Genomic DNA, 21,727 nt, shown 5'->3' with positions numbered 1-21,727 from the left:
AGATGTGTCTTTTTTTTGACTCAGCCTTTTAACACAAAACAAAAGAACTCATAAAGTGAACGCCAAAACCTCTGCTTTTATCATCACGTTCTTGTCATTTTTGAACCCGGTTTCAGTCAGTTACGCGCAGTCAGCGACCGACGCTTCTAAAGGCGATGCGGACGATTCATCAGACTCTTCTTCACTGATGGTTATCAAACGCGAAATCAACGGCGGCCTGTCAGAACTCGACACGCCTGCGGCGGTCAGCGTGGTGGACGGCGACGATTTCAGAAACAGCAAAGCGCAGGTCAACCTGTCTGAAAGCCTCGGCAGCGTCCCCGGCTTGCAGGTTCAGAACCGTCAGAACTACGCGCAGGATTTACAGCTTTCTGTTCGCGGATTCGGCAGCCGTTCGATGTACGGCGTGCGCGGCGTGCGTATCTATGTGGATGGTATTCCGGCCACCATGCCGGACGGGCAGGGGCAGACGTCCAATATCGATCTGAACTCGGTTGAGCGCGTTGAAGTGCTGCGCGGACCGTTTTCGGCGCTTTACGGCAATGCTTCCGGCGGCGTGGTGAACGTGGATACCCAAACCGGTTCGCAGCCTGCCAAACTTGAAGCCGGCACCTATTTCGGCAGTTACGGCTCGTTCCGTAACAGCGTGAAAGCCAGCGGCGCGACCGGTGACGGCACGCACGCGGGGGATGTGAATTACCTGATTTCCGGCTCGCGTTTCACCACCGATGGCTACCGCGACCACAGCGGTACGCAGAAAAATCTCGGCAACGGCAAACTCGGCGTGCGCATTGATGATGCCAGCACCCTGACGCTGATGTTCAATAGCGTCTCTGTCGATGCCAACGATCCGGGTGGTCTGACCGAATCCGAATGGCACGATGACCCGACTCAGGCGAAACGCGCCGATCAATACAATGCGCGTAAATCGCTGGATCAAACTCAGGTCGGCCTGCGCTATCAGCGTCAGATGGGCGAGAACGACGAGTTCAGCCTGATGACTTATCACGGCGAGCGCCACACCACGCAATACCAGACCATTCCGGCCAGTGCGCAGACCAATCCGCTGAATGCGGGGGGTGTGATCGTGCTGGAACGTAAATATTCCGGCGTGGATACCCGCTGGAAACATGATGATCAGATAGGTTCGGTGCCGTTCTCCGTCACCGGCGGTCTGGATTATGAAACCATGACCGAGCGTCGTTTCGGTTATGAAAACTTCAATGATGAAGGCGATCTGGGCGTGAAAGGCGACGAACGTCGCAATGAAAAGAACGTGATGTGGAACCTCGATCCGTATCTGCAAACCACGTGGAACCTGACTCCCCGTTGGACGCTGGATGTTGGCGCGCGTTACAGCACCGTGAGTTTTGACTCGCAGGACTATTACATCACCGGCAAAAATCCTGACGACAGCGGTTCGCGCCGTTATCACAAACTGCTGCCGATGGCCTCACTGAACTATGCGGTGACGCCAGCACTGAACACCTATATCTCTGCCGGTCGCGGATTTGAAACGCCGACTATCAACGAACTTTCCTATCGAACTGACGGACAGTCTGGCCTGAATCTTGGTCTGCAACCTTCGACCAGCAACACCGTTGAACTGGGCAGCAAATGGCGCGTTGGCAACGGTTTAGTCACTGCGGCGGTCTTCCAGACCGATACCGACGACGAGTTAATTGTTGCAGAAAGTGTCGGCGGAAGATCGAGCTATACCAACGCGGGCAAAACACGCCGTCGCGGGCTGGAACTGTCGTTAGATCAGCAGATTGAAGAAAACTGGCGCGTGAAAATGGCCTGGACATTACTCGATGCGACATTCCGCAATGAGACCTGTGGCGCGGGAGATTGCACGCCAGCGGGCAACCGCCTGCCGGGTATCGCCCGCAACATGGGCTACGCTTCACTGGAGTGGGCACCGGTTGATGGCTGGCATGCAGGCGCCGATGTGCGCTACATGAGCGACATCGAAGTGAATGACGAAAACAGCGAACAGGCACCGGCGTATACCGTCGCCAGCGTGAATGCAGGCTATCGCTTCAACTGGAACAAAGTGACGCTCGACCTGTTTACCCGCGTCGATAACCTGTTCGACAGAAATTACGTCGGTTCGGTGATTGTCAATGAAGGCAACGGACGCTATTTCGAGCCGGCACCTGGCAGAAACTACGGTGGCGGCGCTACGCTTTCTTATAGTTTCGAATAAATGAGTTTCGAATGAATTTCAGTCAGTAAGCATTTTCAGTGAGTGAAAAATGAACCACGCGGTGCTGCCCGCTATCTGCACCTTTTGAGCAGGGCAGCACATGCAAGGAATGACACCCGGTGAGAACCGGATGTTCTTGAAGATTCGGGTCACCCTGAATCGACGATTATAAAAAATCAGTAAGGTCATCAACTATGGAAACGAAAGCCTCGTTATCACGCATCGTCGTCATAATTACCGCTTTGTTCGCCGCGTTAAGCGGGATTTATCTTCTTGTCGGCGGTATCTGGCTGGCAAAATTAGGTGGTTCTCTTTATTACATTATTGCCGGTGTTATTTCGCTGGTTACCGCGTGGTTGCTGTATCGCCGCCGCTCTTCTGCATTACTGCTTTACGCCATCTTCCTGTTCGGCACCACCGTGTGGGCTGTGTGGGAAGTGGGTACAGACTTCTGGGCACTGACGCCGCGTTTAGACGTCACCTTCTTCCTGGGTCTGTGGATCTTACTGCCGGTTGTTTATAATCAGATGCTGGCGAAAAACGCCTTTGCACGCGGCGCTCTGGCGCTGTCTCTGGTGTTCACTGTGCTCGTGCTGGCGTACTCCGTCTTCAACGATCCGCAGGAAATCAACGGCACCATCAAAGCGGCGGATGCTGCTCCTGCCTCGACCGATTCCGGTGTTCCCGCCAGTGACTGGCCGGCCTATGGCCGTACTCAGGGTGGTACCCGTTACTCGCCGCTGAACCAGATCAATGACAAAAACGTCAGCAAGCTCGACGTGGCATGGACCTTCCGTACCGGTGACCTGAAGACCCCGAACGATCCGGGCGAAATCACTGATGAAGTGACGCCAATCAAAATCGGCGACATGCTGTACCTGTGTACGCCGCACCAGAAGCTGTTTGCTCTGGATGCTGCGACCGGTAAAGAGAAGTGGAAGTTCGATCCTGAGCTGAAACCCAACCCGACTTTCCAGCACGTGACCTGTCGCGGTGTGTCTTATCATGAGACAACGCCTGCGGCACTTGGTGATGCGACTCACGGTGCTGCGCCTGCAGTCTGTTCACGTCGTATCATTCTGCCTGTCAACGATGGCCGTCTGTTCGCACTGGACGCTGAAACCGGCGCACGTTGCCCGGCATTCGGTAACAACGGTGAGCTGAACCTGCAAGGCAATATGCCTTACGCAACGCCTGGCCACTACGAGCCAACTTCACCGCCAATCATCACTAAATCAGTGATCATCGTCGCCGGTGCGGTTACCGATAACTACTCAAACCGCGAGCCTTCCGGGGTTATCCGTGGCTTTGATGTAGAAACCGGCAAACTGCTGTGGGCCTTCGATCCGGGTGCTGCTGAACCGAACAAAATCCCTGCGGATGGTCAGCATTTCACGCCTAACTCCCCGAACTCATGGGCGCCTGCGTCTTATGATGACAAACTGGACTTGGTTTACCTGCCAATCGGCGTGGCAACACCGGACATCTGGGGTGGCAACCGTACTCCGGATATGGAACGTTACGCGAGCGGCCTGCTGGCGCTGAATGCGACCACCGGTAAACTGGCGTGGTTCTACCAGACCGTTCACCACGACCTGTGGGATATGGACGTTCCGGCGCAGCCAACTCTGGCTGATATCACCGACAAGAGCGGCAACAAAGTTCCTGCGATTTATGTACCGACCAAAACCGGTAACATCTTCGTGCTGGATCGCCGTGACGGTAAGCTGATTGTTGATGCACCAGAAAAACCTGTTCCGCAAGGCGCAGCAAAAGGCGACCACGTTTCTCCGACTCAGCCGTTCTCCGAACTGACTTTCCGTCCCGAAGCGAAACTGACCGGTAAGGACATGTGGGGCGCGACGATCTACGACCAACTGATGTGTCGTGTGATCTTCCACAAACTGCGTTATGAAGGTACCTTCACACCGCCATCCGAGCAGGGCACTCTGGTGTTCCCGGGTAACCTCGGTATGTTCGAGTGGGGTGGCATTTCTGTAGATACCGATCGTCAGGTGGCTATCGCTAACCCGATTGCACTGCCATTCGTATCCAAACTGATCCCACGCGGTCCGGGCAACCCAATCGAGCCAGATGCGAACGATAAAGGCGGTTCCGGTACTGAGACGGGCATTCAGCCGCAGTACGGCGTGCCATTTGGCGTGACGCTGAACCCGTTCCTGTCTCCGCTGGGCTTTCCATGTAAACAGCCTTCATGGGGTTACATCTCCGGCGTTGACCTGAAAACCAACGATATCGTGTGGAAAAAACGTATCGGTACCGTGCGCGACAGCTCACCATTACCGCTGCCGTTCAAAATGGGTATGCCGATGCTTGGCGCACCGATTTCTACCGCCGGTAACGTGTTCTTCATCGCAGCAACCGCAGATAACTACCTGCGCGCGTTCGATATGAGCAACGGTGACAAACTGTGGGAAGCACGTCTGCCAGCTGGCGGCCAGGCGACGCCGATGACTTATTCTGTGAACGGTAAACAGTACGTTGTTATCGCAGCAGGCGGTCACGGTTCGTTCGGCACCAAACTGGGCGATTACATCATCGCTTACGCACTGCCAGACGCTAAATAATTAGCCGAAACGTTTGAAACTGAAAGGTCGCGAAAGCGGCCTTTTTTACGGCTACAGCGCCCGCAGCCATCGCGCGGGATTCCCGGCGTACACGCCTTTTTCGATGATGTCTTTCGTCACCACGCTGCCTGCACCAATCACTACACCATCGCAAATCGTTACGCCCAGAATGGTCGCGCCGCTGCCAATGGAAACATCGTTACCCACGCGGATCCTGGCCCATGAATCGCGGTCAGTATTAGGTTTTCCCGCCTCAAACATATCGTTCGCAAACATCACGCCGTGGCCGATAAAGCAGTTTTCACCGACAGTGACATACTCACAAATAAAGGTATGCGACTGGACTTTTGTCCCCCGCCCGATGGTGGTATTAGCCTGAATCTCCACATAGGGGCCGATAAAAACGTCGTCCCCGAGCGTGCAGTCATATACATTTGCGGGTTCGTAAATCACAACATTTTTCCCGGTGTTAACATTGCGGATTTGCACGCCGCGTGCGGTGTAAGGCATTTTATTTCTCCTGACAGAAGAGCTGCTGTTAACTCCCTGTGGCCGCTATTTCTTGCAGCCGGTCACTTGCGGATAATTGCGGCAAACCAGCATGAGTTTATGTTTTGGTTCGAAGCCATTATCGAGCATACATTGCTGAACTTTCGCAGCTTTCAGGACGGTCGGGATGAAAGGAACCGAGCCCAACGGTTTCGGGTATCCGCATTTATACATCACCTGTAACGCGAGCTTGTCATTCTCAGTTGCGTGCGAAAAATGCCGTGAGGCACCCGCTTTACGCCAGCTGATGAGTTGGTATTCATTCCGGCCTGAATCCGGTTTGATCGGGTGAAAACCCTCATCGGCTACAAAAGGCAGCGCTTCGAGCTGTCGCTGACTGAGCGGGTGACCCTGTTGTTTCTCGATGCAGGCCGGGGTGTTTTTGTAGTAATCGCAAATGTGAACCCCCCCCTTATAGGTAAATCCTTTCCCCTCCATGCACTGGTAATACAGCACCGATTCATTATCGGTAAAAGAAGGTTCCGGCCCCGGCAGCGGGACGCCGCATTGCCCCATCGCAACACGCGCGTCATCTATGGTGCTGTCAGGGCGCTGCCACTGCGTTAAATCAGGCGGGGGAGGACAACCGGTAAGCAGAAAAACTGAGCTCATCAGTGCAGATGAAGAAACCAGAGAAAAATAGCGGGACATATAAATCCTTTATTTATAATGATGTTATAAACTTTCCTAATTCCCGGCAGGCTCAGGGAGCGAAAGGGAAAGCATAACTTTAGTCCAGTGTCTGGAAATCGACGGATTATTGCATCCCCTGAGAGGAGGAGTAACACGATGAATGAGATTCTGGAAGAGATAAAAGCGCTGGAATGCAGCCTTCATGGTGCCAGACGCGCAGATGAAAAGTGGCTGGAAAGAGTTTTACATCCGGACTTCAGGGAAATCACGCGTTCGGGACAGCGGGTTGACCGGCAACAAACCGTGGCGGCGCTGACCGCGGAAACGCAAGCATCAGGCCTCGAAGCGGAAAATTTTCGGCTACAGACGCTCAATGAAGGTTGTGTGATCCTCACCTATAAGAGCTTTGTGAGCGCGGGGAATGAAAAGCGGCGATGCACGCTGCGTTCCTCGTGCTGGATGAAAGTTAAGGGAACCGGCTGGCAGATGATCTTTCATCAGGGCACGCCAGCGGCTGAAACACTGGCGTGACACTATGTGGCACTAAGACGCACAACCTTCTGGCTTAAATACCCGCGTGGTGGACGCCGGATTGTTCGCCAGTTTATTTGCCGGCCTGCGCGGGCGGGCCACTAATTCCCCGCCGCAGTTGGGGCAAATGCCTGCGAGTTTGGTTTGGGCGCAGGGGACGCAAAATGTGCATTCAAACGAACAAATTCTGGCGTCGGAAGCAGGGGGCAGATCGGTATTGCAACACTCGCAGTTAGGTCTCAGTTCCAGCATAGAATTTATCCTTAATCCGTACAGGTAGGTTTCAGCCATTCTGCAGGTTAGCGGCACTCTTTCGCAAGCGGCTCACGCTGATGACTATCGCCAGAACTGTCGCGATCACCGCCACCCACAGACTCAGCCGCACAGCCTGTGCTTCCTGCGCTATATTTTGGGCGGCAAATACCGACAGGATCACACCGACAAACGCGGAGCCGAGGCACTGGCCGAAGGTGCGCATGATGGCGAGCACGCCGGAGGCATATCCGCTGTTTTCACGAGAAGCATTAGAGAGCATTTCGCGGTTATTCGGACTCTGGAAACAGCCGAAGCCCAGACCGCAGACGAAGCTTCTCAGGCCGATATCCCAGACCTGCGCATGTTCCGGCAGTTGTGCCAGCAGCAGCAGACCCACGGCGAACACACATAATCCTACGGTAGAGATGATGGCTGCCGGATAGCGATCAGCGAGGCGTCCGGCGTGCGGGGCAGCCAGAATAATGCCCAGCGGCCAGGGAGTGAAAAGCAGCGCGGAGACAAAGGCGCTGTAGCCATACACGCTCTGGAATAAAAACGGCAGGGCGACAAACGTAATCCCCTGGCTGACAAACGATGCCAGCGAGGTGAGCGCCGCCAGCGAAAAGCGGGACGAGGCAAACATGCCTAACGGCAGCAAGGGTTTCGGCGCACGGCGCTGACGCCACACAAAGGCCATACCGGCGATCACTGCGATAAGCCCGTAAGTTAAAGCAGTCATCAGTTCGTGGCCGCCGGGATGCGCAAAGGAATCCGCCGCCATAATCAGCGCACCGAGCGCTACGGCAGACAACACCGCGCCCGAGACATCAAACGGAGACTTAGTCGCAGCGGGATTGGACGGAACCACGCGCAGGGTAAGGAGGATAGCAATCACTCCCAGCGGAATATTAATGGCAAACAGCCACTGCCAGCTCATCGCCGACAATATTGTTCCGCCCAGTACCGGCGCAATGGCCGTACTGGTGGCGATAATCAGTGCGTTCAGGCCAAGGATGCGGCCGAGTAACCGGTTTGGAAACACAGATCGCAAAATGGCCGGGCCGATGCTCAGCGTGGCCGCCGCGCCGATGCCCTGAAGCACCCGCATGACGATCAGCACATCCAGAGAAGATGACAGTGCACAACCCAGAGAAGCCAGGGTAAATACGCTCAGACCGGCGGTAAATAATGAGCGAAAGCCGATGTGGCTGGCGAGTGCTGCGAAAATCGCCAGCGTCATGGACGCCGATAACAGATAGCCATTGGACACCCAGACGGCAGCCCCCGCAGAGATATTCAGTGCCCGTGCGATTTGCGGCAGGGCAATGTTAACCATTGATCCATCGAAAACAGCCATCGTCGCCATGGTCATGACTGCGGCCATCGCCAGCCCGCGCTCGCGACCTGGTAATCCTTCGTCGCCCGGTTTATCAGAAAATAATTCCATTACGCTTCACATCTCTTTAGTTGTTCATTGAGTGTGGAAACTATACCCGCGGGCAACAGAGTGCGGAAGGCGCAGCATCTGCAGTTAATACCTGCACCAAACGCCTTATATGAGTCTGTAAAACAGGTTACACTGCCGTGATGACTGAACCTGATCTGAACTTACTTATCGCACTGGATGTACTGCTGGCTGAAGGCAGTGTGGCCGGTGCTGCGCGGCGTCTGGGGTTAAGCGCCTCGGCCATGAGCCGCACACTCGGTCGCCTGCGTGATACCACCGGCGATCCGCTGCTGGTGCGCGCCGGACGTAATATGGTGCTGACGCCTTACGCGGAAGAAATCCGCCAGCGCACGCAAAATGCAGCCCTTGAGGCACGGGCATTGCTGCGTCCTTCAACGTCAGTCCTTAATCTTAGCTCACTTCAGCGCACCTTCATTTTGCGTTCTAACGATGGTTTTGTGGTGGCGTTTGGCGCAGCGCTGATCGCCGCCGTCGCCCGCGAAGCACCGGGTGTTTGTCTGAGTTTTGCGCCAAAACCTGAAAAGAGCGCCAATCCTTTGCGTGAAGGAAGGGTCGATCTCGAGATCGGTGTTTTAGGCGAAATGGGACCGGAGATCCGCCTTCAGGCGTTGTTCCGCGACCGGTTCGTCGGCGTGGTGCGCAAAGACCATCCGCTGCAACACGCCGCTGCCATTACCGCGCAGGAATATGCCAGCTACGGGCACGTGGTCGTTTCACGTCGCGCAAGCACGCACGGACCGGTGGATGATGCGCTGGCGGAAGTAGTGCTTAAGCGGAAAGTCGCCGCAGTGGTACCGGGCTTTTCAGCCGCGCTGGCCATTGCGCAAAATTCTGATCTGGTGGCACTGATCCCTGCTTCTTTTCTGATTTCAGACCCTGACCGGCTGTATTCTTTTGAATTACCAGTCAAAACCCGCGAAATCACTATTTCGCAGATGTGGCATCCGCGTTCAGAAGTTGACCCCGCACACCGCTGGTTACGGCAGCTGGTGCTGAGCGTTTGTAGGGAAAAAGTGCCGGTTTAACCCTCGTGACCTGTTACTCGGTTTCCAGATAATGCCTGAGCGTCATCCGCAGATCCGGCGTTAATTCTTTGATATTTTTGAGCATCCAGCGCAGATAACCCGGATCATCTTCAGCGATTTCTGCAATTTTCCTGCCGCGATATTTCCCAAACATCATGGTGCTGACCAGCGCCGGGCGTCCGGTAATGGTCACCATTTCCTCGGGCGTCCAGCCGGATTCATCCATAATGCGGATGAGCAACGCGGCAGTGATATAGCAGTCAAACAGCGCGCGGTGATGATGCAAATCCGCAGGCGTAGCCACTTCCAGCTTGAGGGATTTATAGAGCGCCATATTGCTGTATTTGATCCCCGGCCATAAACGACGCGCCAGTTTCACGGTACAAATCCATTCACCTGACATATCAGGCAGCATGCGCTGGTCAAAACTGGCGTTGTGGGCAACGTAATACTGGCTGCCGTGATAGCGGGGAATGATCTCCTCAATCCACGGCTTATCAGCCACCATCGCCTCGGTGATTTTGTGAATGGCCATCGCCTGATGGCCGATCGGGCGGTCAGGGCGCACCAGATCACTCATCGGGTTAACGATCCTTCCGTTCTCGATATCTACGGAGGCCACTTCCACCACGCCACCCTGCAATCCGCAGGTTTCCGTATCAATAACACGCAACATTTTGTACTCCGGCTGATCACCAAACACTTTCTGATATGGCTAGCCTAACGGAATGAACCGCCGGTGCCCACTTTTCTGATCACAACTTTTTGCATCGCATACCCGCTGGAAATTTCACCCCACACTTACTCCGTCTATTTCTTGTACAGATCACACTTCCTGTCGCTTTCGTGAAAATGCTCACATTCCCCCGTGCAGATGCCCAAACAAACGCGGAAAATTTCGGCTTTTAGCCGTGGAAATACGTCTGCAAACTGGCTAAGTTCAATAATGAAACGCTATTTTATTATTGTTGGATTGCGGTTTTGACAAAGTGTGAGAAGGCTCACATTGCGAAGAGACGGTAATTCCGGCGCGCCCTGAAGGGCGTTAACTCACTCAGTAATGGCAGGTATCGCTGTGAAAATACGTTCTGTTGAAGTCTCTGTTTTTACTTATCCGACCCGTCGCGTTTCTGACAGCGCGGGTCATTCGCATCCGGGTGAAGAAAGTCAGGCAAAAATGGCGATGCTGACCATTACCACTGACGAAGGCGACTGCGGATATTCATTCGCGCCGCCGGAAGTTGTGCGTCCGCACGTAGTGAATGCTTTTTTCAGAAAAGTATTGATTGGACAGAACCCGTTCGACCGTGAACGTCTGTGGCAGGATCTGGTTCACTGGCAGCGCGGAAGTGCGCATCAGCTGACTGAAAGGGCGCTGTCGTTTGTCGAGCAGGCATTGTGGGATCTGATTGGCCGCAAACTGAAGATGCCGGTGCACAAACTGCTGGGCGGATTCCGCGAGAAGGTTCCGGCCTACGGCAGCACCATGTGCGGCGATGAGCTGAAAGGCGGATTATCGACGCCGGATGAATTCGGTCAGTTTGCCGAGAAGCTGGTGGCGCGCGGTTATCAGGCCATCAAGCTGCACACCTGGATGCCACCGGTCGCTTTCGCGCCGGACCCGAAAATGGACATTAAAGCCTGCGCCGCCGTGCGTGAAGCCGTCGGCCCGGATATCGAACTGATGCTCGACGGCTATCACTGGTACAGCCGCAGTCAGGCGCTGACCATCGGTAAAGCGCTGGAAAAACTTAACTTCGCGTGGTTCGAGGAACCGATGGAAGAAGAGAGCATGGCGTCTTACGCCTGGCTGGCGGAAAACCTCTCCATCGACGTGATCGGCCCCGAAAGTTTGGGCGGTAAACATCACAGCCGCGCGGACTGGGTGAAAGCCGGTGCCTGTGACATTTTGCGCGCCGGTGCCAACGGCGTGGGCGGCATCTCGCCTTGCATGAAAGTTGCCAGTCTGGCGGAAGCGTTCGGTATGGACTGCGAAGTTCACGGCAACGGCGCGGCGAGTCTGGCCGTCGTCGGCGCTATCCGCAACTGTCGCTGGTATGAACGTGGCCTGTTGCATCCGTTCCTGGAATACGACGAACCGGCTGCATACCTGAACAGCATCGTTGACCCGATGGACGAGCAGGGCTTTGTTCATCTTTCTGACCGCCCTGGTCTGGGTGAGGACATCAATTTTGATTACATAGAAACCCATACCGTCAGCCGCGACTGACCTGCGGGCAGAAAAAAATAATAAACCTCTGACTCTACCCGGAAGGTAAATCATGAACTCTGGCAAAACGTGGGGCGCGTGGATATTCGCGCTACTGCTGATGGCCGCTGGCTGGACGGCGCAGGCGAAAACGCCGCCCGACCAGCTGATCATCGGCATGAACATGAATAACCTATTAACGCTCGACCCTGCAGCGATGACCGGCAATGACATTGTCGGCATCGTGGTCAATCTTTATGACCCGCTGATTGAGCTCGATCCGCAACAACTCACCCATGTGCGTCCGGCGCTGGCGACCTCGTGGGAGGTCAACGACGCCGATAATCTCATCACGTTTCATCTGCGCGATGGCGTGAAATTCCACTCGGGCAATCCGGTCACTGCCGATGACGTAGTGTGGTCGATGCGCCGCATTCTGCACCTCAATCTGGCGCAGGCGTCAGTATGGAAATCCTACGGATTCAGTAAAAAGAATGTCGATGAGATGGTGCGCTCGCCGTCTCCCGGTATCGTCGAAATTCAGTTACCTAAACCCAATGACCCGAAACTGGTGATTTACTCGCTGGCGGCGCTCGGCAGCGTGGTCGCGCTGGACAGCAAAACCGTGCAGGCGCATGAAGTGAACGGCGACTGGGGCAACCGCTGGCTGACCACCAATGAAGCCGGTTCCGGGCCGTTTCGTCTCGACAGCTGGCAGGCGAAAGACGTGCTGAAAATGAGCCGTAACCCTCAGTACTGGCGCGGCGAACCGCAATTAACGCGCGTGGTATTCCGCCATTTTCAGGAGTCACAAACCCTGCGTCTGATGATTGAAAAAGGTGATCTGGATATTGCCCATAACATGGCGGTTTCAGATGTTACCGCGCTCAGTCACGATCCGGCCATACAGGTCGATGAGGTGAAAAAAGGCACTATTTATTACGTGGCGATGAGCATGAAAGAGCCGCATTTCGCCAATCCGAAAGTGCGTGAAGCGGTGCGCTATCTGATTGATTATCAGGGCATCGGCAAGGCACTGATGAACGGTTACGGCATTGTGCATCAGCGTCCGATTCAGGTCGGGATGCCTGCGACGTTGCCGGATCCGGGTTACAAGCTCGACATTCCTCGCGCCAAAGCGCTGCTGGCAGACGCCGGTTATCCGGAGGGTTTTGATACCACGCTGCGGGTGCTGGCGGATCAGCCGTTCCTCAATATCGCCATTGCTGTGCAGTCCACGCTGATGCAGGCGGGCATTCGCGCCAAAATCGTCACCGGCACCGGCAACCAGATTTACGGAGCGATGCGTGAGCGCAAGTTCGACATGCTGGTCGGGCGCGGGGGCAGCGGCGTGGAACCCCATCCGCACTCCAGCCTGCGCGCGCTGGTGTATAACCCCGATAACAGCGACGCCGCACGGCTGACCAATTTTCAGGGCTGGCGCACCGGTTTTTACGACAAACAGCTGAACACCGATATCGATCAGGCGTTGCTGGAACGTGATCCGGAGAAACAAAAACAGGATTACTTTGCCATTCAGGAACGCTACGACGCGCTGATCCCGGCGCTGGTGCCGGTCTCACAGATGGTCGATTCCATCGTGGTGCGCAGGGACGTTAAAAACTTTCTGCCACATCCTTCTGCGACCACATTCCTGCGCGATGTTTATAAAGACGACAGCCCGCAGTCCGCCGCGCAAAACGCTCAGCCAACCGGAGGTAAAGGTTTATGACCATGCAAATTCCGGCGCCTGCTTCAAAGCAAACGGCGCGGATGTCACTCCCCGCCGGACGCATCGGCAAACGGCTGGTGCAGGTGGCCGTGACGCTGTTCGGCCTGTTGCTGCTCACGTTTTTTATTGGCCGCGTGATGCCGGTGGATCCGGTGCTGGCGATTGTCGGACCGGACGCTGACCACAGCACTTACCAGCAGGTTTACCATCAGCTCGGTTTTGATAAACCGTTATGGACGCAGTTCGGCATCTACCTTTACGGGCTGGCGCACGGTGATTTAGGCAATGCGCTGCTGACCGGGAAACCGGTGACGCAGGACATTCTGCGCGTGTTTCCGGCCACCATGGAACTGGCGACGCTGGCGATCATTCTCGGCGCGGGCGTCGGTATTCCGATCGGCGTGCTGGCAGCGGCAAAACGGAACAGCATGGCGGATTACGCGGTGCGCATCATCAGTCTGGCCGGTTATTCCACGCCAATCTTTTGGGTCGGCATGATGGGTTTACTGGTGTTTTACGCCTGGCTCGGTTGGGTCGGCGGCGCCGGGCGGGTAGATTTCAGCCTCGACGGACAGGTCACGCGCCACAGCGGTTTCATGCTGATTGACGCGCTGATCGCCGGCAACTGGGAAGTGTTCCGCAATGCGCTGAATCACCTGATTTTACCCGCATCTCTGCTGGGTTTTCACTCGCTGGCTTACATCAGCCGCATGACCCGCAGCTTTATGCTGGCGCAGCTTTCGCAGGAATTCATCATCACCGCCCGCGTCAAAGGGCTGAGCGAATGGCATGTGCTGTGGAATCACGCATTTCGCAACATTCTGGTTCAGTTGCTGACCGTGGTGGCGCTGGCGTACGGCTCGCTGCTGGAAGGCGCAGTGCTGATCGAAACCGTGTTCTCCTGGCCGGGCTTTGGTTCGTATCTCACCAGCAGTCTGATGCTGGGCGACATGAACGCGGTGATGGGCTGCGTGCTGGTGGTCGGCATGATTTTCGTGGTGCTGAATTTGCTCTCTGACCTGCTGTATCAGGTCTTTGATCCGAGGACAAAAGTATGACGATTTCTCTCGATTCCGTCACGCTCAGCGCGGGCGACGAAAAACGTCAGCGCGTGAAAAGGGCGTTGGGTCGCGTTGGTCATTTTCTGTGGCAGATGGCATGTAATCCGCTGACCGCCATCGGTGGCGCAATTGTTCTGGTGCTGATGATTGTGGCGATTTTCGCCCCGTGGATCGCGCCGTTTCATCCGCTGGTGCAGGATTTAAACAACGCGCTCAGCCCGCCGTCGGCAGCGCACTGGTTCGGCACTGACGAGTTTGGCCGCGATATCTTCAGCCGTCTGGTTTACGGCTCGCGCATTACGCTGTACATCGTGCTGCTGGTGTCGGTGACCGTCGGGCCGCTCGGGTTGCTGCTCGGCGTCACCGCCGGATACTTCGGTGGCAAAACGGATATGGTGCTGATGCGTATCACCGACATTTTCATCTCCTTCCCGAGTCTGGTGCTGGCACTGGCGTTTGTCGCTGCACTCGGCCCCGGTCTGGAACATGTGGTGATCGCCATAACGCTCACCGCCTGGCCGCCGATTGCGCGTCTGGCACGCGCTGAAACCCTTTCATTACGTCAGGCCGATTTTATCTCGGCAGTGCGTTTGCAGGGCGCATCCCCGGTGCGGGTGTTGTGGCGCCATATTGTGCCGCTGTGTCTGCCGTCGGTGATCATCCGTATCACCATGAATATGGCGGGGATTATTCTGACCGCCGCCGGTCTGGGCTTTCTCGGTCTTGGCGCTCAGCCACCGGATCCGGAGTGGGGCGCGATGATTTCCAGCGGCCGTACCTACATGATGGAGTGCTGGTGGGTGGCGACGATTCCCGGTCTGGCGATCCTGATTAACAGCCTGGCGTTCAACTTTTTAGGAGATGGCCTTCGTGACATTCTCGATCCCCGAAATGACTGACGCTCCGGCGTTACTGGATGTGCAGGACTTGCACGTCAGCTTTGTGAATGGCCGTCAGGTGACGCAGGCTGTGCGTGGCGTTTCCTTCCAGCTCGGGCGCGAAAAACTGGCGATTGTCGGTGAGTCTGGCTCAGGTAAATCCACCGTGGGACGAGCGCTGTTGCATCTGCATCCTTCAAAAGCGCAAATCACCGCCAACAAAATGCAGTTTGCGGATGTCGATTTGCTGCGTGCCAGCCCGAAACAAATGCGGCAGGTACGCGGTAAGCGGATTTCGATGATTATGCAGGATCCGAAATATTCGCTGAATCCGGTGCTGTGCGTCGGCGATCAGATTGCTGAAGCGTGGCGTTCGCACCACAAATGTTCGTATCAGGATGCCAAACGCAAAGTGCTGAACATGCTGGACGTGGTGCGCATCCGCGACCCGGAACGCGTATACGGCCTGTATCCGCATGAAATTTCCGGCGGGCAGGGGCAGCGCATCATGATTGCGATGATGCTGATCACCGACCCCGAAATGGTGATTGCTGATGAACCGACGTCGGCGCTCGACGTGTCGGTGCGTTTACAGGTGCTGGCGCTGCTGGACGATCTGGTGAAAACGCGCGGTCTGGGGCTGATTTTTATCAGTCATGACATCAATCTGGTGCGCAGCTTTTGCGATCGCGTGCTGGTGATGTACGCCGGACGCATCGTGGAATCCATCGCCGCCACCGATCTGGATAACGCGCAGCATCCGTACACGCGCGGCCTGCTCAATGCGTTGCCGGACATGGATAACCGCCGTTATCCGCTGCCGGTGATGCAGCGGCAGGCCAGCTGGCTGACCGATTAAGGAGCCCAAATGACGCATAAAACCATGATTGACGTGCGAAACCTGAACCTGACTTTTGGTGAGGGCGCAAAAACCACGCAGGTGCTGACGGATGTGAATATCGCGGTGCGCGAGGGCGAAATTTTCGGGCTGGTGGGGGAATCCGGATCGGGCAAAACCACGGTGCTGAAATGTCTGGCGGGGCTGTTTACCCACTGGAAGGGTGAACTTGAAATCGACGGCCAGCAGCTGGAACACCGCATAGGTCGCGACCGCTGCCGTCTGGTACAGATGGTTTTTCAGGATCCTTACGGGTCGCTCCATCCGCGCCACACCATCGACGATATTCTGGAAGAGCCGCTGCAAATTCACCGCATCGACCAGCGGGACCAGCGCATTAATACCATTCTGGAAAAAGTCGGCCTGAACCGCGCGTTTCGCAGCCGTTATCCGCATCAGCTTTCCGGCGGACAGCGCCAGCGCGTGGCGATTGCACGGGCGCTGATCCTCAAACCGCGCGTGCTGCTGCTCGACGAACCGACCTCTGCGCTGGATGTCTCCGTGCAGGCGGAAATCCTCAATTTGCTGTTCGATCTTCAAAAAGAGGAAGGGCTGACCTACCTGATGGTCACTCACGATCTGGGCGTTATTGCTCATCTTTGCCAGCGCGTGGCGGTGATGAAATACGGCAAAATCCTCGAAACACTGGAAACCGATGCGCTGCTGCGCGGCGATATCAGGGACGATTACACCCGCGTGCTGGTCGATGCCAGCCGCGACTACAGCCGGGAAATGGCGGCGAAAGTGATGTTGTAGTGCCCCAGAACACACGAAGTAAAACAGCTGCATCGCAGTGATGCAGCTGTTCGCGGATCAGGCCTGTCTGAAAGGTACTTCCCGTTACTTAAAGGGGTGTCGCACTCATGATTTGCGCCACCGTATATTTGAGTTGTTCGAGTACCTGATCACGCGAGGGCGAATTCAGGTAATCCAGGTGCTGTAAATAAGGGCAGGCCAGCGCCGCGATGACTTTATCCCCGTTGGCAAGTATTGGAACGGCAATATTATAAACGCCGACCGTTTGCTGGCTGGGCATCATTTCGTAGCCCTGCTGGCGTACCAACGTTAACTGTTGCGCGAGTTCAGCGCTGATTGTAAGGCCGGGATCTTCACTTTCGCGCAGCATAAACTCGCGCTCGTTGGCGGGTGAGAAAGCCAGCATCACATGTCCTGAGCCGGTATTCAGCAGATCCATCCGCGAACCCGTGCGAACACCAAAGCCCCAGTAACCTGGCGCGTCAACCTGGGCGATCGCCGTCAGTGCGCCGCGATCGTAAACCACCAGATGACAAGCCTGTTTCGCTTCACGGGCAAACTGTCGAAGATATGGAAGGGCCTGCGTCGCCAGCCGGCGAAACGGCGAATGACGATTTCCCAGTTCAAAAATTTTTAGCGACAGTTCGTACTGATCAACGCTGGTACGGATGACATATCCACGGCGCACCAGCCGGTCGAGCATGCGGTAAATTTCATTGGGCTTACGTCCCAATACCTTCGCAATTTCCGCCTGCGAAATGCCCTCTTCACGTCCCGCCAGCATCTCAATGATATCCAGCCCTTTATCAAGCGCTGGCGCACGATAGCGATCCTCCTGTCCTTCCTCGTCTTTATGTTCTTCCGCTTTCTGGCCATTCATTCTGTTTTTTCTCCCTTTCTGCGCCGCTACCTGTTCACCCGATCCGCTCAAATCTTATCATTTCTGTGAACTCATCCGAAATTTTACAGCAGGTAATATGAATTGTTGTGACGCTCATATATGAATTCAAAATTCATTAATGGGTAATGAGAGCATATCAGTTACATTAAATCCCATCTTTAGAAACAAACAAGTAATGGAGTGGAAACGTATTATGACCGCAGAAAAAGCCAGAAAAGTATTGATCACCGGCGCAGCCCAGGGCATTGGCCGCGCCTCTGCTTTGCGCCTGGCAAAGGTGGGTTTCCATGTCATCGCCAGCGATGTGAATCGGGAAAAACTCAGTGAGCTGCAAGGCGTGGAAAATATCCAGCCCGAGTCTCTTGATGTACTGGACCGGGGAGATATGGACGCGTTGATCGCACGAACGGGCACTATTGACGTGCTGTTTAACTGCGCCGGAGTCGTACATAACGGCACGGTGCAGACATGCTCGCGCAGTGATCTGGAGTTCGCCTGGCAGCTCAATGTTCGCGCGCAGTATGAGCTGATCCAGGCCGTGTTGCCTGGCATGTTGGCACAGCAGGATGGCTGCATCATCAACATGGCCTCAGTGGCCTCCAGCATCAAAGGGGTGCCTGACCGTTTCGCCTACAGCGTGACGAAAGCCGCAGTGATTGGCCTGACAAAATCAGTCGCTGCTGATTACATCACTCAGGGTATTCGTTGCAACGCTATCTGTCCCGGTACGGTCGACAGCCCGTCGCTCCAGCAGCGTTTGCGCGCGCAGGGAGATTATGAAACGGCACGTAAGGCCTTTATTGCCCGTCAGCCGATTGGCCGCATCGGTTCGCCGGAGGAGATTGCCGACCTGGTGCTGTATCTGGCGGACGCCAGTTTTACTACCGGCCAGGTCCATATTATCGATGGCGGCTGGACTGCCTGATCCATTCATTACACCGCGTAAGTTGGGGAAAAACGGATGAAATTACTACGTTACGGCCCGGTCGGGCATGAACGACCGGGATTACTTGATGATCAGGGGCGTATTCGCTCTCTCGCCGATCATATTAACGATATTGATGCTGCTGCACTCAGTGCGGAAAATCTGGCCATGCTGGCGGCCCTGCAGGTGGAGCAACTGCCGATAGTCTCCGGTGAACAACGGATTGGGCCCTGCGTGGCGAACAGCCGAAAATTCATCTGTATTGGTCTTAACTATTCCGATCATGCCGCTGAAACAGGGGCGGTCGTCCCACCTGAGCCCATTATTTTTATGAAATCCCCTGACGCCATTGTGGGCCCTGATGATCCGGTCGAGATCCCGCGCAACTCAGTCAAAACGGACTGGGAAGTTGAGCTGGGAGTGGTCATCGGCAAAACCGCCAAGTATGTCACGGAAGAAGAAGCGCTGGAGTATGTGGCGGGCTACTGCGTCATTAATGACCTGTCCGAGCGCGCTTTTCAACTGGAGCATCAAGGTCAGTGGTGCAAAGGAAAGAGTTGCGACACCTTTGGTCCGACAGGCCCATGGCTGGTTACGCGTGATGAAGTGCCAGATCCACAGAATTTGTCTATGTGGCTGGAGGTGGATGGTCACCGCTATCAAAACGGCTCCACGCAAACCATGGTCTACGGCGTAGCCTATCTGATCGCTTACCTTTCGCGATTTATGAGCCTGCACCCCGGCGACATCATTTCTACCGGCACACCGCCGGGCGTAGGGATGGGGCAAAATCCGCCGGTTTACCTGCAGGCGGGCCAGCATATTCGCCTTGGCATTGACGGACTGGGTGAACAGCACCAGGTCACTTACGCCGCTGATTAATCGTATTTTTTGCCTATTTGACCGCAGGAGTTGATGTTTTATGGCCACAATTACGCACGTTGAGATTTTTATGGTTGAACTGAAGCCCAAAGTGAAGCGGGTTGATGCCATCCAGTCGTTTGATTGTCAGGAAACGCCCTTTGTCCGCATCACTGATGCTGATGGCGTAGTGGGCACGGGCTATAGCTATACCATCGGTACCGGTGGACCGGCGATCATTTCATTGCTGGAAAGAACGCTGGCACCGGCGCTAATCGGCAAAGACGCCGAACGGATTGAAAGCATCTGGCATGAGCTCTCGTTCATGACGCACGCGACCACTGTGGGGCCTTTGACCGCACTGGCGCTGGCAGCCATTGATATCGCGCTATGGGATTTGCGTTGCCGTCGTGCCCGGTTGCCGCTGCACCTTATGGCGGGCGGCGCGCAACAGAGTATTCCGTTATACACCACCGAAGGGGGCTGGCTGCATCTTTCGCCTGCGGCACTGGTGGATGATGCAGTGAAGGCGAAGGCATCAGGCTTTCAGGGATGCAAAATTAAAGTGGGTCGCCCGGTCAATGAGGATGTGGCCCGCCTGCGTGCGGTACGCGAGGCCGTAGGAGAGTCGTTTGAAATCTTCACCGATGCAAATCAGGCGTTTCGTGTAGACGAAGCCATTCGCCGGGCGCGGCGATATGAAGAGCTGGATATCGGCTGGCTTGAAGAGCCACTCCCGGCCGATGACATCAGCGGGCATGTGCGCCTTTCGCAGCACAGTCCGGTGCCCATTGCCATCGGAGAAAGTGTGTATAGCGCACTGCATTTTCGCGAGTATTTACAGCAGGGCGCCTGTTCCGTTGTTCAGGTCGACGTCGCCCGCATCGGCGGCATCACCCCCTGGTTGAAAGTGGCGCACCTGGCAGAGTGTTTCAATGTGCCGGTTTGCCCGCATTTCCTGATGGAGCTGCACGTTTCACTCTGCGCCGCAGTGCCTAACGCCCGCTGGCTCGAATATATCCCTCAGCTTGATGACCTGACGCATACCGGTATGCGTATCGAAAATGGCAGAGCATTCCCCAGCGATCAGCCTGGTTTGGGTATTGACTGGAGTCAGCGGGCTATTGATGTGCACTGTGTTCCGGGATCGCGTCATGTTATCCGATAACCAGAAAGTGAATGTCATGCGCAAACGTTATGACATGCAGGTCCTCGCTGCCCTGAGTTACGCACTGCTGTCCCGGGCAGGCATGCCTGATGATAAGGCACGGGCGGTGGCCGATGTGCTGGTGCGTGGCGAAGGATTTGGCTCCCCGACACACGGCCTTGCGCTACTGCCTGCCTATCTGCGTGAGATCCACCAGGGCGGTATGAACCTTGAAGGCGAACCGCGTGTTATTCAGGATTTTGCGGCATGTCTGACATGGGATGGTAACAAACTGCCGGGCCCATGGCTGGTTCAGCGGGCGGTCAGCGAAGCCATCGCCCGCGCGGAGCGCTATGGTACGGCAACGGTTTGCGTGCAAAACAGCCACCACGCCGCCTGTCTGAGCGCTTATCTTCAGGCAGCAACTGAACGCGGTTTTATTATTTTTATCTCTCTGACCGATCCCGGACACCGCAGCGTGGCGCCGTTTGGCGGGACCGGTGCGGTACTGACATCCAACCCAATCGCACTAGGTGCGCCCACCAGTGGCGACCCGATCCTCATTGATATGGCAACTTCGCTGGCAACCAATGCCATCGTGGCGCGTAAGCAGGCGGCAGGCGAACATTTTTCTACACCCATATTGCAGGATGCGCAGGGGCAACCCAGTGGTGATCCCTCGCTGCTCACGGGTGATACGCCGGGCACGATTTTGCCGCTCGGCGGTACTGATGCAGGACATAAAGGATATGCGCTGGGGCTAATGGTGGAGATCCTCTCCGGTTGCCTGGGCGGGCGGGGACGGGGCGAAGTCAATGAGGGCTGGAGCGCTGCCATAACCATTACCTTGCATTCACCTGCCGCCATGGCGGGTAACGACGCTTACCTGAAACAAATTGACGCGTTAGTTCAGGCTTGCCACGACTCGCCGCCGAAACCCGGCATAAAACGCGTGAGGTTGCCGGGTGAGCGTGGTCTGGCGACGCTGGCAGAAGGGCAGCGAAACGGAGTCCCGTTATCCGAATCCCTGATCGAAACGCTCAGCCAACTGGCGGCAGAACAGGGGCTCAGTATGCCTCTTCCCATCACCAGTCGCTGAAG

Annotated in this window: 20 protein-coding genes; 14 read left to right on the top strand and 6 right to left on the bottom strand. The window is 55.7% G+C overall.

The features are described 5' to 3' along the window. Window positions 1-55: 55 nt before the first annotated feature. Window positions 56-2,209, top strand: a complete 2,154-nt coding sequence (pqqU, locus tag D6C13_RS20005; protein ID WP_120134418.1) for a TonB-dependent receptor PqqU — start codon at window positions 56-58, stop codon at window positions 2,207-2,209. Window positions 2,210-2,403: 194 nt separating this feature from the next. Further along, window positions 2,404-4,797 (top strand): glucose/quinate/shikimate family membrane-bound PQQ-dependent dehydrogenase, encoded by a 2,394-nt coding sequence (locus D6C13_RS20000; RefSeq protein ID WP_120134417.1) that lies wholly within the window; start codon window positions 2,404-2,406, stop codon window positions 4,795-4,797. Between the two features lie 51 nt (window positions 4,798-4,848). On the opposite strand, the gene D6C13_RS19995 is transcribed toward D6C13_RS20000, so the two are convergent. Beyond that, window positions 4,849-5,307 (bottom strand): acyltransferase, encoded by a 459-nt coding sequence (locus tag D6C13_RS19995; protein ID WP_120134416.1) that lies wholly within the window; start codon window positions 5,305-5,307, stop codon window positions 4,849-4,851. Between the two features lie 45 nt (window positions 5,308-5,352). Beyond that, on the bottom strand, window positions 5,353-5,997 hold the full coding sequence (locus D6C13_RS19990; RefSeq protein ID WP_120134415.1) for a hypothetical protein: 645 nt from the start codon (window positions 5,995-5,997) through the stop codon (window positions 5,353-5,355). 138 nt (window positions 5,998-6,135) lie between these two features. Between D6C13_RS19990 and D6C13_RS19985 the strand changes: the two genes are divergently transcribed. After that, window positions 6,136-6,510 carry a nuclear transport factor 2 family protein gene (locus tag D6C13_RS19985; RefSeq protein ID WP_120134414.1) on the top strand — a complete coding sequence of 125 codons (375 nt, stop codon included), beginning with the start codon at window positions 6,136-6,138 and terminating at the stop codon, window positions 6,508-6,510. Window positions 6,511-6,522: 12 nt separating this feature from the next. Here D6C13_RS19985 and D6C13_RS19980 read toward each other — a convergent pair whose 3' ends face one another. Then, on the bottom strand, window positions 6,523-6,762 hold the full coding sequence (locus D6C13_RS19980; RefSeq protein ID WP_120134413.1) for a DUF1272 domain-containing protein: 240 nt from the start codon (window positions 6,760-6,762) through the stop codon (window positions 6,523-6,525). 31 nt (window positions 6,763-6,793) lie between these two features. Then, complete coding sequence (locus tag D6C13_RS19975) at window positions 6,794-8,212, bottom strand: MFS transporter (protein WP_120134412.1); 1,419 nt, start codon at window positions 8,210-8,212, stop codon at window positions 6,794-6,796. A gap of 140 nt (window positions 8,213-8,352) precedes the next feature. Between D6C13_RS19975 and D6C13_RS19970 the strand changes: the two genes are divergently transcribed. Continuing rightward, window positions 8,353-9,258, top strand: coding sequence for a LysR family transcriptional regulator (locus D6C13_RS19970; RefSeq protein WP_120134411.1), 906 nt, complete (start codon window positions 8,353-8,355; stop codon window positions 9,256-9,258). Between the two features lie 13 nt (window positions 9,259-9,271). On the opposite strand, the gene exoX is transcribed toward D6C13_RS19970, so the two are convergent. Beyond that, a complete protein-coding gene (gene exoX, locus D6C13_RS19965) occupies window positions 9,272-9,934 on the bottom strand; it encodes an exodeoxyribonuclease X (protein ID WP_120134410.1) in 663 nt (220 codons plus the stop codon). A 399-nt stretch (window positions 9,935-10,333) separates the two neighbouring features. On the opposite strand from exoX, the gene D6C13_RS19960 reads away from it, so the two are divergent. The 6 genes from D6C13_RS19960 to D6C13_RS19935 are packed head-to-tail and all read left to right on the top strand — an operon-like array spanning window position 10,334 to window position 16,792. After that, complete coding sequence (locus tag D6C13_RS19960) at window positions 10,334-11,488, top strand: mandelate racemase family protein (protein WP_120134435.1); 1,155 nt, start codon at window positions 10,334-10,336, stop codon at window positions 11,486-11,488. Between the two features lie 52 nt (window positions 11,489-11,540). Continuing rightward, window positions 11,541-13,199: an ABC transporter substrate-binding protein gene (locus D6C13_RS19955; RefSeq protein ID WP_425272728.1), complete on the top strand. Its 1,659-nt coding sequence runs from the start codon at window positions 11,541-11,543 to the stop codon at window positions 13,197-13,199. A 41-nt stretch (window positions 13,200-13,240) separates the two neighbouring features. Beyond that, window positions 13,241-14,257: an ABC transporter permease gene (locus D6C13_RS19950; RefSeq protein WP_120134433.1), complete on the top strand. Its 1,017-nt coding sequence runs from the start codon at window positions 13,241-13,243 to the stop codon at window positions 14,255-14,257. Beyond that, window positions 14,254-15,159, top strand: coding sequence for an ABC transporter permease (locus tag D6C13_RS19945; RefSeq protein WP_120134409.1), 906 nt, complete (start codon window positions 14,254-14,256; stop codon window positions 15,157-15,159). Before D6C13_RS19950 ends, D6C13_RS19945 begins: the two co-directional genes overlap by 4 nt. Continuing rightward, entirely contained in the window at window positions 15,131-15,997 is an 867-nt protein-coding gene (locus D6C13_RS19940) for an ABC transporter ATP-binding protein (RefSeq protein WP_120134432.1), read from the top strand. The genes D6C13_RS19945 and D6C13_RS19940 overlap by 29 nt, the downstream gene beginning before the upstream one ends. 24 nt (window positions 15,998-16,021) lie before the next feature. Continuing rightward, window positions 16,022-16,792: an ABC transporter ATP-binding protein gene (locus D6C13_RS19935; RefSeq protein ID WP_120134431.1), complete on the top strand. Its 771-nt coding sequence runs from the start codon at window positions 16,022-16,024 to the stop codon at window positions 16,790-16,792. An 88-nt stretch (window positions 16,793-16,880) separates the two neighbouring features. Here D6C13_RS19935 and D6C13_RS19930 read toward each other — a convergent pair whose 3' ends face one another. Then, on the bottom strand, window positions 16,881-17,672 hold the full coding sequence (locus tag D6C13_RS19930) for an IclR family transcriptional regulator (RefSeq protein ID WP_120134408.1): 792 nt from the start codon (window positions 17,670-17,672) through the stop codon (window positions 16,881-16,883). Between the two features lie 214 nt (window positions 17,673-17,886). Here D6C13_RS19930 and D6C13_RS19925 point away from each other — a divergent pair, with 214 nt between their 5' ends. The 4 genes from D6C13_RS19925 to D6C13_RS19910 are packed head-to-tail and all read left to right on the top strand — an operon-like array spanning window position 17,887 to window position 21,725. Continuing rightward, a complete protein-coding gene (locus D6C13_RS19925) occupies window positions 17,887-18,618 on the top strand; it encodes an SDR family oxidoreductase (protein ID WP_120134407.1) in 732 nt (243 codons plus the stop codon). 36 nt (window positions 18,619-18,654) lie between these two features. Next, entirely contained in the window at window positions 18,655-19,500 is an 846-nt protein-coding gene (locus tag D6C13_RS19920) for a fumarylacetoacetate hydrolase family protein (protein ID WP_120134406.1), read from the top strand. Window positions 19,501-19,540: 40 nt separating this feature from the next. Beyond that, window positions 19,541-20,647, top strand: a complete 1,107-nt coding sequence (locus D6C13_RS19915) for a mandelate racemase/muconate lactonizing enzyme family protein (protein WP_120134405.1) — start codon at window positions 19,541-19,543, stop codon at window positions 20,645-20,647. Then, window positions 20,634-21,725, top strand: coding sequence for an Ldh family oxidoreductase (locus D6C13_RS19910; RefSeq protein ID WP_167458055.1), 1,092 nt, complete (start codon window positions 20,634-20,636; stop codon window positions 21,723-21,725). Before D6C13_RS19915 ends, D6C13_RS19910 begins: the two co-directional genes overlap by 14 nt. Window positions 21,726-21,727 lie beyond the last annotated feature (2 nt).

Origin of the sequence: Rahnella woolbedingensis (assembly GCF_003602095.1) — a bacterium.
Classification (GTDB): Bacteria; Pseudomonadota; Gammaproteobacteria; order Enterobacterales; family Enterobacteriaceae; genus Rahnella; species Rahnella woolbedingensis.
Note: the sequence above shows the minus strand (reverse complement) of the source record. Positions and strands in the feature narration are given on the sequence as shown.

Excerpts from the sequence above, each read along its gene's own strand:
- D6C13_RS19910 (WP_167458055.1), top strand. The coding sequence starts at position 20,634 with ATGTTATCCGATAACCAGAAAGTGAATGTCATGCGCAAACGTTATGAC.
- D6C13_RS19990 (WP_120134415.1), bottom strand. The coding sequence starts at position 5,997 with ATGTCCCGCTATTTTTCTCTGGTTTCTTCATCTGCACTGATGAGCTCA.
- D6C13_RS19980 (WP_120134413.1), bottom strand. The coding sequence starts at position 6,762 with ATGCTGGAACTGAGACCTAACTGCGAGTGTTGCAATACCGATCTGCCC.
- D6C13_RS19970 (WP_120134411.1), top strand. The coding sequence starts at position 8,353 with ATGACTGAACCTGATCTGAACTTACTTATCGCACTGGATGTACTGCTG.
- D6C13_RS19985 (WP_120134414.1), top strand. The coding sequence starts at position 6,136 with ATGAATGAGATTCTGGAAGAGATAAAAGCGCTGGAATGCAGCCTTCAT.
- D6C13_RS20000 (WP_120134417.1), top strand. The coding sequence starts at position 2,404 with ATGGAAACGAAAGCCTCGTTATCACGCATCGTCGTCATAATTACCGCT.
- D6C13_RS19945 (WP_120134409.1), top strand. The coding sequence starts at position 14,254 with ATGACGATTTCTCTCGATTCCGTCACGCTCAGCGCGGGCGACGAAAAA.
- D6C13_RS19925 (WP_120134407.1), top strand. The coding sequence starts at position 17,887 with ATGACCGCAGAAAAAGCCAGAAAAGTATTGATCACCGGCGCAGCCCAG.
- D6C13_RS19950 (WP_120134433.1), top strand. The coding sequence starts at position 13,241 with ATGTCACTCCCCGCCGGACGCATCGGCAAACGGCTGGTGCAGGTGGCC.
- D6C13_RS19975 (WP_120134412.1), bottom strand. The coding sequence starts at position 8,212 with ATGGAATTATTTTCTGATAAACCGGGCGACGAAGGATTACCAGGTCGC.
- D6C13_RS19915 (WP_120134405.1), top strand. The coding sequence starts at position 19,541 with ATGGCCACAATTACGCACGTTGAGATTTTTATGGTTGAACTGAAGCCC.
- D6C13_RS19930 (WP_120134408.1), bottom strand. The coding sequence starts at position 17,672 with ATGAATGGCCAGAAAGCGGAAGAACATAAAGACGAGGAAGGACAGGAG.
- D6C13_RS19995 (WP_120134416.1), bottom strand. The coding sequence starts at position 5,307 with ATGCCTTACACCGCACGCGGCGTGCAAATCCGCAATGTTAACACCGGG.
- D6C13_RS19955 (WP_425272728.1), top strand. The coding sequence starts at position 11,541 with ATGAACTCTGGCAAAACGTGGGGCGCGTGGATATTCGCGCTACTGCTG.
- D6C13_RS19920 (WP_120134406.1), top strand. The coding sequence starts at position 18,655 with ATGAAATTACTACGTTACGGCCCGGTCGGGCATGAACGACCGGGATTA.
- exoX (WP_120134410.1), bottom strand. The coding sequence starts at position 9,934 with ATGTTGCGTGTTATTGATACGGAAACCTGCGGATTGCAGGGTGGCGTG.
- D6C13_RS19935 (WP_120134431.1), top strand. The coding sequence starts at position 16,022 with ATGATTGACGTGCGAAACCTGAACCTGACTTTTGGTGAGGGCGCAAAA.